The 11,556-nt window shown below is 66.7% G+C and carries 7 protein-coding genes; 2 read left to right on the forward strand and 5 right to left on the reverse strand.

Annotated features, from left to right (window positions below; all coding sequences use genetic code 11):
• Positions 1-51: 51 nt before the first annotated feature.
• Both ACIGJD_RS13165 and ACIGJD_RS13170 read right to left on the reverse strand, forming a co-directional pair.
• The gene (locus ACIGJD_RS13165) at positions 52-3,033 is read right to left on the reverse strand and encodes a UPF0182 family membrane protein (protein ID WP_483689497.1); all 2,982 of its coding nucleotides are present in this window, start codon (positions 3,031-3,033) and stop codon (positions 52-54) included.
• 179 nt (positions 3,034-3,212) lie between these two features.
• On the reverse strand, positions 3,213-4,424 hold the full coding sequence (locus tag ACIGJD_RS13170) for a YlbL family protein (protein WP_483686569.1): 1,212 nt from the start codon (positions 4,422-4,424) through the stop codon (positions 3,213-3,215).
• 137 nt (positions 4,425-4,561) lie between these two features.
• Here ACIGJD_RS13170 and ACIGJD_RS13175 point away from each other — a divergent pair, with 137 nt between their 5' ends.
• Positions 4,562-6,010, forward strand: a complete 1,449-nt coding sequence (locus ACIGJD_RS13175) for a zinc-dependent metalloprotease (protein WP_483686570.1) — start codon at positions 4,562-4,564, stop codon at positions 6,008-6,010.
• A gap of 83 nt (positions 6,011-6,093) precedes the next feature.
• Here the strand turns inward: ACIGJD_RS13175 and ACIGJD_RS13180 are convergent, their stop codons facing one another.
• The 3 genes from ACIGJD_RS13180 to nudC form a co-directional block, all read right to left on the reverse strand.
• The gene (locus ACIGJD_RS13180) at positions 6,094-6,717 is read right to left on the reverse strand and encodes a YgjP-like metallopeptidase domain-containing protein (RefSeq protein ID WP_483689498.1); all 624 of its coding nucleotides are present in this window, start codon (positions 6,715-6,717) and stop codon (positions 6,094-6,096) included.
• 68 nt (positions 6,718-6,785) lie between these two features.
• Positions 6,786-8,921: an ATP-dependent helicase gene (locus ACIGJD_RS13185; protein WP_483686571.1), complete on the reverse strand. Its 2,136-nt coding sequence runs from the start codon at positions 8,919-8,921 to the stop codon at positions 6,786-6,788.
• A 55-nt stretch (positions 8,922-8,976) separates the two neighbouring features.
• Positions 8,977-9,999: an NAD(+) diphosphatase gene (gene nudC, locus ACIGJD_RS13190; protein WP_483686572.1), complete on the reverse strand. Its 1,023-nt coding sequence runs from the start codon at positions 9,997-9,999 to the stop codon at positions 8,977-8,979.
• Between the two features lie 141 nt (positions 10,000-10,140).
• Here nudC and ACIGJD_RS13195 point away from each other — a divergent pair, with 141 nt between their 5' ends.
• Positions 10,141-11,499, forward strand: coding sequence for a macrolide 2'-phosphotransferase (locus ACIGJD_RS13195; protein WP_483686573.1), 1,359 nt, complete (start codon positions 10,141-10,143; stop codon positions 11,497-11,499).
• Positions 11,500-11,556: the final 57 nt, after the last annotated feature.

An 11,556-nucleotide genomic window follows, 5' to 3' on the forward strand; every position in this document is an offset into this window, starting at 1 on the left:
GCCCGGCACCCGCTCCCCCAAGGGTTCGAATGCCGGGCTGCCGCCGTCGTACTACCGCCCCGCTGACGCGGACGGTGAAGGCGTGGCCGAAGGCGAGGCGGAAGCTGCGGGGGCCGGGTTGGCCTCCGGAACAGTCGCCGGGATCTTGGCCTCGGCGTCCATGGCCTTCTTCAGCGCCGCAGCAACCTTCTTCTGCGCGTCACCGTAGGCAGCGAAGTCGCCGGCCGCAAGCGCGCTCTGGCCGGCCTGGATGGCCGAATTCGCCTCATCCAGCGCCGCCTTCAGCTGGGCCTTCGCATCCGCCTCGGCCGGCGTGGCGGGCGCGGGACCAGCCGGCGTCTGGCCGTTGTTGGCGGAGTCACCTGCGGCCGCACCGGAATCCCCGCCGAAGAGCTGCTTGAGAGCGGCGTCCAGGGTAGGCGCGAAGCCCACCTTGTCTCCAAAGGCCACCAGGACGCGCTGCAGCGTTGGGTAGGACGTCTCACCTGTTGACTTGAGGTAGACCGGCTGGACGTAGAGGATGCCGCCGCCCACGGGCAGGGTAAGCAGGTTGCCGTTCAGTACGTCCGAGGCGCCCTGCCGCAGCAGGTTAAGCGCCTGGGACACTGTGGGATCTGAGTTGAACTTGTTCTGCGCCTGCCCGGGACCGGGAACCTGAGTCTCCGGCGGGATCTGCAGCAGCCGCAGCTTGCCGTAGCCGTCTGCCTTCACGCCGGGCTGGTTTCCTGCATCGGAGTCGGCGGCGAGGAAGCCGTACAGGACGTTGCGGGCATTTCCGTTGACGATCTGCGGGATGAACGAAGACGTCAGCTGGAAGGCAGGCTTCTGCTGGTCCGGCATCTGCAGCGACATGTAGAACGGCGGCTGCTTCACGTCCGTGCTCACGGTGGGATCGGCAGGCGTGCTCCACGCGTCGTTGTTCTTGTAGAAGCTGGTGGGATCCGTCACGTGGTACTGCCCCAGCAGTTCACGCTGGACCTTGAACAGGTCCTCCGGGTACCGGACGTGGCTCATCAGGGCGCCGGACATCTCTGAATACGGCTTCAGCGTTGAGGGGAAGACCTTCTGCCAGGCCTTCAGGACAGGATCCGTGTCGTCCCAGGCATACAGGGTGACCGAACCGTCATATGCGTCCACCGTTGCCTTCACAGAGTTGCGGATGTAGTTCACGGTGCTGTTGGGCAGGGCCACGGCACGGCCGGAGCTCGTCTGCGAATCAGCGGTGGCATCCGACAATGACTTCTGCTGTGAGTACGGGAAGTACTGGCTGGTGGTGTAGCCGTCCACGATCCACTTGACCCGGCCGTCCACCACCGCCGGATACGCACCTCCGTCAACCGTCAGGTACGGGGCCACCTTCTGGACCCGTTCGCGGGGGCTGCGGTCATAGAGGATCTGGGACTGCGGGTTCACGCCGTCCGACAGCAGCAGGTCCGAGGACTGGAACTTGATGGCATAGAGGATCTTGTTAAAGAACGAGCCCACGTTCGGGCCGCCGTTGCCCTTGAAGGTGTACTGGGTCTCCCCCTCCCCTTCCTTGCCGGAGGGCCGGTCCTGCTCACGGGGCGTGGCGCCGTCGGGGGCGCCCACGATGGAGTATTCGGGTGAGGACTCGCCGAAGTAGATCCTGGGTTCGTAGGTGCTGTCATTGCCCAGAACGCCGGTTGACGGAATGCCGGACTGCAGGAATTCAGGTTTGCCATCAGCCGTGAACTTGTTGCCCTTGGCGGCCACCACCCCATAGCCGTGGGTGTACACCACGTGCTGGTTAAGCCAGCCCTGCTGGTTGGTCTGCACGTTGGTGGGGTTCAGTTCCCGTACCGCGATCACGGTGTCCTGGATCTTGCCGTCCACCTCGTAGCGGTCCACGTTAAGGGCCTTGGGGAACTGGTAGTACGGGCGGTACTGTTCCAGCTGCGCAAAAGCGTCCGAAATCAGGTTCGGGTCCAGGAGGCGGATGTTGGCCGTGGTCTGGGCATCCGGGGCCAGGGCGCCGGTGTTGGCCGTATTGGTGGCGTCGTAACGGGTTTCCTGGATGCCGTCCAAGCCATAGGCCTTGCGCGTGTTCTCGATGTTGCGCTTGATGTATTCGCTTTCCAGCGTCTGCTCGGACGGGCGGACCTGGAACTGCTGGATGACCCACGGATAGACACCGCCGGCCAGGATGGATGTGATGATCAGCATGGCAGTGCCGATCACCGGCAGGCGCCAGCGGCCGATTACGGCAGCCACGATGAACAGGATGGCCACCAGCACGGCGGCCACGGCGAGGATGGCCTTGGTGGGGATGACTGCGTTCACGTCCGTGTAGAGGGCACCGGCCCAGCGGCCGCCGTTGCTCTGTACCGAAGAGTAGCGGTCCAGCCAGAAGTTGACGCCCAGGAGCACCAGGAACGCGGCGCCCGTGACGGCGATGTGGATCTGCGCGGCGCGGCTGGTGAAAACGCCACGCTCCATCAGGCGGATGCTGCCGTAGAGGTAGTGGGTGAGGATGCCGGCGATGCCCGCAATCACCACCACGCTGATCAGGAATCCGGTCACAAACCCGAGGAACGGCAGGGTCATCAGGTAGAAGCTGATGTCCATGTTGAACTGCGGATCGGCCTGGCCGAAGCCCACCTGGTTGAAGAACAGCAGGACTTTCTGCCACTGGCTGGCGGCCGCGCTGCCGGCAAACAAGCCGAAGAGGACCGGCAGGCCAACCATGACAATCCTGCGAACAGGCTCCAGCTGCGCCTGGTACCGGTTGAGGTTGTCGCGGACCTCCGAGTCAGGCGCGTAGACGGGCCTGGAGTTGTAGGCAATGCGGATCGAGAAGAAGACGGCAGCGAACATAATGCCGAAGCCGGCCACGAATGTTGCGATCTTTGCGAGGTTCTCGGTGATGAAGACTTCGACGAAGCCCAGCTGCCGGTACCAGAGGACGTCGGTCCAGACGTTGGCAAAGAAAATGAACCCCACCACCACCAGGGCGACGACGATCAAGGTGGGCGTCAGGGCGCCGCGCCGGGAAGGGGGCCTGCCTGTGGACATGGTGCTGGCGGGACGGGACAAACTGGGTACCTCATAGCTGGTCGTCGAGATTCGAAGCGTGCGAGCGACGTACGGTACCGGTCAAACGGCTGGTTTCGTCCGTCATCTGTGCCACGAGTGGCGGTGAAGCTTAGTTCCTGTCGAGTCTAGTTGGGCCCAGTCTAGTGCTGGCGCCGGTGCTATTTGCCCGTGCACGCCGGAAGTGCGGAGGTGTCCTGCCCGCTTCCTGCCAGCTCCACTGCGTGCCGTGCCTCGGCCAGATTCTGCACACGGACCACCTGGAGGCCGTCTGGAATGTGGCCGGCAACCTCGTCACAGTTGCCGGCAGGCGCCAGGAAGAGGGTGGCCCCGGCGGAGCGCGCCCCCCGCATCTTCTGGCCGATGCCACCGATGGGGCCCACCGCTCCGTCCGGGGATATGGTGCCCGTGCCGGCGATGTGCTTGCCGCCCGTGAGGTCGCCCGGCGTGACGGTGTCGATAATGCCCAGCGAGAACATGAGGCCTGCGCTGGGCCCGCCCACCTTGTCCAGCGAGATTTGCACCTGGAACGGGAAAGTGAAGAGATATTTCAACATGACACCCAGGATGAAGCGGCCCTGGCCATTGTCCTTGGGGGTGATCTGGACCGTGACAGGCTGGCCCGCCCGCTCAACTGTCACCGTTGCCGGCGCCCCCTTGCCCGCGGCCAGTTCATCCTGGATAACGGACAGTGAGGTGATGTCCTTGCCGTTGATGGCCTTGAGGATGTCGCCCTGCTGGATCTTGCCTGCGGACGCCGAGTCCTTGGACAGGTCCGCGGCCTGGAGCTGCTGGCCGAACGGGATCTTGAGTTCGTTCAGCGCGGAGGCAACGGCGTTCTCCTGCGACGTGGCCATGGCCACCGCGCTCTGTTCCTGGGCCTCTTCCTTGGTGGTGCCGGTCGGATAGATCAACTCCACCGGGTATACGGCCTTGGAGCCGTCCAGCCAGGCGGAGAAGGCGTCGAGGATGCTGACGGAGCCCGTGGGGCCGCCGTCAACGTACACCGTGGTCAGATCGAGGCTCCCGGCAGCGGGATAGGTTTCATGGCCGCTGACATTAATCACCGGATGGCCCTGGCTCTCCCCCAGGGTGTTGTAGGTGGGCCCGGGAGACTCGATGACATAGGGCACTGGAACGGTACCCACGGCAATCCCCAAACCCAACGCCGCCAGTCCGGCAACCATCATGGTGGAAAGCCGCCTGCGGGGGCGCCCGCCGTCGTAATACCCGGAGCCGCCTCCCGCGCCCTCGGTGCCGCTTCCACCGGTGCTTTCCGGTGGACCGCCGGCACCCACAGGCGCGGGAGTGGAGAAGGGGGAAACGTCGGGAACGTGGTCCTCGGAGGGATGTCCGCCACGGGTTGTAGTCACCCCCCAACACTACGCGGTGACGGCGCGCCGGGGAGCGCTTTGCCTAGAGCGAACGACGGCGGCGGACGGCAGACAGCCGACCCACGCCGGGGTACCGTGAAGGTTGATCAACAGTCACACCATCGATCGGCGGGACCATGACCTCCAACCCACTCAATCCGTCCAACGGCGACGACAATCCCAAGGATCCGTTGACCGAAATGCTGCAGAACCTGATGGGCGGCAAGGGGATGGAAAACTTCGACCCCGCCGAACTCGCCAAGGCCGCCGGCCTTCCGGACGACCCCAACCTGCTGGCACAGATGTTCTCCCAGGTGCAGGCGATGATGAGCGCCCCGTCCGAAGGCCCCGTTAACTGGACGCTGGCCCACGACAACGCCCGGCGCGTGGCTGCAAGCAATTCTGATCCGTCGGTCACTGCCCAGCAGTCGCGGGACGTGGACGAAGCCCTCCGCCTCGCCGAGCTGTGGCTGGACCCCGTCACCGACCTGCCCTCCACCGGCCTGATCGGCAAAGCCTGGTCGCGCGCCGAGTGGGTGGAGGCCACCTTGGGGACCTGGAAGCGGCTGACTGAGCCCGTGGCCAACAGCATCGCCAACGCCCTGTCCTCCGCCATGACCGAGCAGATGCCCGAGGAAATGAAAGCCATGATGGGCGGGGCCTCGTCCATGCTGCAGAACATGGGCGGCGCGATCTTCGGCATGCAGCTGGGGCAGGCCATCGGCGCCCTCTCCCAGGACGTGGTGAGCTCCACCGACATCGGTGTTCCCCTCGCCGACCTCGAAATGGCGCTCCTGCCCACAAATGTTGCCGCGTTCGGTGCCGGCCTGTCCCTGCCCGAAAACGACATCCGGCTGTTCCTTGCCGTACGGGAAGCCGCGCACGCACGCCTCTTCGTGCAGGTCCCGTGGCTGCGCGGCCACCTGCTGGGCGCCATTGAGGCATACGCCCGGGGCATCCACATCGACACCTCACGCATCGAAGAGCTCGCCCGCGACCTCGACCCCAGCAACCCCGAGGGCATCCAGGAGGCCCTGTCCCAGGGTGTCTTCATGCCGCAGCGGACCCCCGCCCAGGAACAGGCCCTGGAGAAGCTCGAGACGGCGCTGGCCCTGGTGGAAGGCTGGGTGGATGAACTGACCGCTGCTGCCACCGAAAAGGTCCTGCCGTCCGCGGGCGCGCTGCGCGAAACAGTGCGGCGCCGGCGGGCAACCGGCGGCCCGGCGGAACACGCCTTTGCTTCCCTGGTGGGACTCGAGTTGCGGCCGCGCAGGCTCCGCGACGCCGCCACCCTGTGGGCCAGCCTGAAGGAAGAGCGCGGCATCGAAGGCCGTGACGCCATCTGGCACCACCCCGACCTGCTGCCCACCGCCGAGGACCTGGATGACCCGAAGGGCTTCAGCTCACGCCGCAAGCTCGCCGAAGCCAGCGACAGCGAAGTGGATGATGCCCTGCAGAAGCTGCTCAGCGGCGGATTCGAGAACACCGCCGAAGCCGACAGCTCCGAGGGTGGGGACGGGGACGCCGGGGGCAAGGACTCGCGGGGCAAGGACGACGACGGCGGAACCGACCAGCCCAGGGGCTGACACTTAGCCGGCGGGCCAGGAATTCCTGGCCCGCCGGGGTGTTTAACCCGCCGGAACAAAGGCCGGATTCCCCGGGGAAGGGTCTAGTCCGCGTCTCCGAACCACTCGCCGGGCAGCTGCCCTGCGGGTGCTTGGCTTCCGCCCGAATCCCCTCGATCCAGGCCCTGGGGTGCCAGGCCACGGGACGTGGCAAACGAGACGCCCTCGAGGAACGCCTTGGCCCGCTGGGTTTCCGGGTACGCCTCCAGCAGCTTCCAGAACGCCGCGTTGTGCGAGGCCACCAAAAGGTGGGCCAGTTCGTGGAGCAGGACGTAGTCGATGACCCACTGCGGCATTGGCCGCAGCTTGTCCGACAGGCGGATGGTTCCGTCGGCAGGTGTGGCGGACCCCCACCGGGAGTTCTGGTTGCCCACCCACCGGACGGATGCAGGACGTGACCGGCCGCCCAGGTACTGGGCGGACAGCTGAGCCGCATGGGCTGCAAGGGCCTCGTCGGTGGCAGGACGCCGGCGGCCGGATGCTGCCTGCCGCTCCCCCTGTTTGTGGAGTTTGGCCAGCATGCGCTGAACCCACTCCCGCTCCTGCGCAGCAGTGAAACGGGCCGGGATGGCAACCACCGCCGTCCCGTCTTCCCAGAACGCCGCAACCGTGCGAGTCCGCCGGGCAGACCGCCGCACCTCCACGGGGGAACCGTCGGCAGTGGCCAGGTCCGCGGCCGGCTGGGGTGCCGGCTGCCGGGCCGGTGTCTGCCGGGGGCTGCTGTTGGGATTGCGCCTCACAGGACGGAGCTTTCGGCCAGGACCCGGAGGACGTCTTCCCCGTACCTTTCCAGCTTGGACGGACCCACGCCGGCGAGCCCCGACAGTTCCTCCAGTGACGCCGGCCGGGCCTCGGCAATGGCCGTGAGGGTGGCATCGGTGAACACCACGAACGCCGGAACGTCCGCGGACTGCGCCACGTCCCGGCGCCAGCTGCGGAGGGCGTCGAAGGTCTGTTCCTCGTAGGTGGGCGGGCACGCGTTGCAGCGGCCCACCTTCCGTTCGGCTCCGGTGGCAAGCATGCTGCCGCAGACCCGGCAGACGGCGGGGGCGGCAGCCTTGCGGCGGGGCACCGTTCCCTTCCCCCGGGTACTTGAGCTTGCTACCGAGTCAGGCCGCAGGCCGTCGAGAAACCGTGACGGTTTGCGATTGGCCCGGCCTCCGGGAGTCCTTGCCGTGCTCCATGACAGGGACAGGTGTTCGCGTGCGCGGGTGATGCCGACATACAGCAGGCGGCGTTCCTCATCCACCGATTCAGGTGAGTCGGCGAAGGAAATGGGCATCAGCCCTTCGCTGAGGCCCACCAGGAAGACGGCATCCCATTCCAGGCCCTTGGCGGCGTGGAGCGAGGCGAGAGTGACGCCCTGCACGGTGGGCGCATGCTGGGCGAGTGAGCGTTCCTGTAGTTCGTTGACGAAGTCCGCCAGGCCGAACTGGGCTCCGCGGTTCTGCACCAGCTCATCGGCCAGCGCCACCAGGGCCGCCAGCGACTCCCAGCGTTCACGCAGGGCCCCGCCACTGTGCGGCGCGGATTCGGTGTAGCCCAGGGAGGAAACGATGTCGCGCACCAGCTGCCCTAGAGGGTCGGGGGTATCCGTTTCGGACACAGCCCTGGTGGCTGCGCGCAGCTGCAGGATCGCGTCCCGGACCTCCTTGCGGGCAAAGAAGCGTTCCCCGCCCCGTAGCTGGTAGCCGATGCCCGCCGCTGCCAGCGCCTGCTCGTACGCCTCGGACTGCCCGTTGGTGCGGAAAAGGACAGCAACCTGGCTGGCCGGAGTGCCGTCGTCGAGCAGTGCCTTGATCTTCTGCGCCACTGTGGCGGCTTCCGCTTCGTCATCCGTGCACTCGGTGAACTGGGGTGCAGGCCCGGCAGGGCGCTGGGCCACGAGCTGCAGGGGTGTGGCCCAGGCAGCGTCGGCGGTGGGCCCTCCGCTGGCGCGGCCGGCCAGCAGGTCATTGGCCAGTTTCACCACCTGCGGTGTTGAACGGTAGTCCCTGATGAGCTTGACTACGTTGGCCTGCGGATAGCGGGCCTTGAAGCCCAGGAGGTGCCGGGGCGATGCGCCGGTAAAGGAGTAGATGGTCTGGCTGGCGTCGCCCACAACGCAGAGTTCGTCCCGGCCGCCGAGCCAGAGCTCCAGGAGCCGCTGCTGCAGCGGTGACACGTCCTGGTATTCGTCCACCACGAAGTGCCGGTACTGTTCGCGGACGGTGGCGGCTACCCTTTCGTCCTCCTGCAGGATGCCCACCGTGATCAGCAGGACGTCCTCGAAGTCAATCACGTTGCGGTCGGTCTTAACGTCCTCATAGGCCTGGAAGACGCGCGCCACCGCGGTGAGGTCGAACCCGCCGGGCGCGCCCCTCCCCTGGGCGTTTTCCAGGTAGTTGGCAGGTGTCAGCATTGATACCTTGGCCCACTCGATTTCGGAGGCAAGGTCCCGGATGGATGCGCGGTCGGTGCTGAGCCTGAGCCGGCGGGCCGCCTCCGCAAGCAGCTGGGCCTTGTGGTCCAGCAGGTTGGGCAGCGTGCCGCCTACAGCCTGTGGCCAAAAGAACTGCAACTGGCGCAGGGCGGCAGCGTGGAAGGTCCGTGCCTGCACATTTCCCGCGCCAAGGTCCCGCAGGCGGCTGCGCATCTCGGCGGCGGCGCGGGCGGTGAAGGTGACCGCGAGGAGGCGCTGCGGCGTATAGACCCCGGAGTGCACACCGTAGGCGATGCGGTGCGTGATGGCGCGGGTCTTTCCGGTTCCCGCCCCGGCCAGCACGCACAGCGGCCCGTTCAGGGTGCTGGCCACCTCACGCTGTTCGTCGTCCAGCCCTCCAAGGATTCGGTCCTCAAGGGAACCTGATCCATCAAAAATCTCTGTAGTCACTTCTGCTGCTTTGTTTCTCGACTACCGCGTGCTGGTGTCTGGTGGATGGAATAACTTAGGCGTCGGCCAGGTCCTGGATCCGGCCGCCGTACCAGTGCTCGATCAGGGAGCGGGCGATGGAGAGCCTGGTGGAAATGGTGATCTCCCCGCTGAGCACCGCTTCCTGGAGTTCCTCCCGGCTGAACCAGCGGGCCCTGGTGACCTCCACGCCGTCGGGCGTTGCCTCAGCGTCCTCGGTAACGGCGGTAAATCCAAGCATAAGGGAGGCCGGGAACGGCCACGACTGGGAGCCCAAGTACTGGCAGGCGGTGACACGCACTCCCACCTCTTCCTGGATTTCCCGGACCACCGCTTCTTCGAGCGACTCCCCGGGCTCAACGAATCCGGCCAGGGTGGAGTAATTCCGTGCATCCAAGGGGCCGCCGCCGCCCAGGAGCAGCCGGCCGTCCCGGCCTACCACCGTGACAATGATGGCGGGGTCGGTCCGGGGAAAATGCTCGGAGTTGTCTGCCGGGCACCGGCGCACCCAGCCGCCGGCTTCCACCTGGGTGGGTGTGCCGCAGCGGGGGCAGTGGGTGTGGGCTGCATGCCAGTTGGCAATGGCGCTGGACTCCACGAAAAGGGCAGTGGAAGTGGCGGTCAATCCTGCCGCGACCTCCCTGAACCCGGCCCAGGCTGCGTCGGCGGGAATCCCGGCAGTGCCGGGATCAGGGGGTTCAGGCAGTACGAACAGGAGCAGTTCGGTACCGGCTGGGAGATCAGCAGCGGGCAGTGCCGATCCCAGATACACGACGAGCTCCGGCGCGGATCCTGCCTCCGTGAGTTCCGCAAGGAGGGCTCTGGCCCCGGTCAGGACCAGATTGCTGCCCCGCACAAGTCCCTGGCGCCGGGACAGGACTGCGGCCATCGCCTCCGGTCCGGCCAGCAACTCATCCACCATGCCGGGCCGCCCGCGCACCGCAGATCCGCGGTCCACCAGGGCCGGCCTGACAGGGAGCAGTGTGTCCACAAGGTGGTTTGCCGGCAGAGGCGTGGGCTTGGCCTGCTGGACGGGTGTTACGGACTCCGTATGGCTCATGGTTCCACCGTACTGACTGCCACGGACATTTCACATTTCCCGGGCAATTGCCTGCGTGGGTCCCCCGTCTATTTGCGGCTATCTCAAGACTCGCCGCGGCCGGACCGCGCTCCGGGACGGCACGCAACTTACCGTGGAACGGTGAGAAGAAAACCGATTGAACTGGCGGCGATTGCAACCGCGGCAGTCCCCGGACTGACCCCGACGGCCGTTAGCTCTGCGCCGGATGATCCCGCGGACTTCGACTCAGCCCTGCTCCTTGACTCCGAGGGAAAGCGCTGGCGGGTCCGGTCGCCGCGGCACGCCGAGGCCAGCGCCCGGCTGGAAACAGAGTTCCTGGTGCTACGGGCTTTCGCGCCCGGCGTGCGGGCGGAACTGCCGTTCCTCATGCCGACCGTGGCCGGCAGTGTCCGCTTGGGGACCCTGAGCACTTTCGTTTACTCGCACCTGTCCGGCAGTACGCGCAGCGTGGAGGAACTGACGTCGGGCCCTGCTGGCCTGGGCCGCGAGATCGGCTCCGCCCTGGCCGCGGTCCATGACCTGCCGCGGTCGCTGGTCAGCAACGCCGATCTTCCCAGCTACACCCCCAATGAATTCCGCCAACGGAGGCTGAACGAACTGGACCAGGCAGCAACCACCGGGAGGATTCCTGCCACGCTGCTGCGCCGCTGGGAACACGCCATGGAGGACGTGTCCCTGTGGCGGTTCAACCCCTGCGTGGTCCACGGCGACCTGCACGAGGACAACCTTCTGGTGGAGTCCGGACGGGTTACCGCAGTCACTGGCTGGACCGACCTGCGCATCGGCGACCCTGCCGACGACTTTGCCTGGCTGGTTGCATCCAATGAGCAGGACTTCATTGACACTGTACTGGCGGCCTACACGTCCAGTCGGCGGGACGTCCCGGACCAGCACCTGCTGCGCCGGGCCGCCCTGTCCGCGGAGTTCGCCCTGGCGCAGTACCTGGTCAAGGGGCTGGCCGCTGGTGACGCGGAAATGGTCACCGAGGCGGAGGGGATGCTGGAAAGCCTCGCCAGCGACATCGCCGAGTACGGCGGGCAGCCGATCAGCGTTGAGCCGCTGCCGGCCAAGAACGTGCCGGAGACGTCCGGAGCAGCAGCGGCTGGCGGGGCTTCCGTGACAGCCCACGTAACCGGGAGTGGCAGTTCCGCCGTCACACCTGCCGTTACAGTCATCCCCGTCCCCGCGCAGGCCGGCCCCGGCCAAACTGGTCCTGCCAGCCCTGCGGCTGCCCAATCCGCCCCCGGCAGCCCTGCGGCTTCCCAACAGGCCGTGAAGGCACAACCCGCCGCTGGCGGCCAGGGGGCAGCCCAGGCAGAGCACGTCGTGCACGCCAGTCCTGCCGTTCATGTAGCCCCCATTCCGCCGGAACCGCCAACTGGGGAAAGCAAAGCCCTGGCGGGCCAGGAGCAGGAAGAAAAGGGTCCGGACGACACGTCAACAGCCGCCATCTCAGTCATAAACGTCAAACAGGGCTGAACTTCGCGGGTGCTGCACTTGGGCCGGCCCCGGGAGCTGGCCGCCGCGCCTTGGCTC

This window comes from Arthrobacter sp. E1SS-5, from assembly GCF_057073715.1.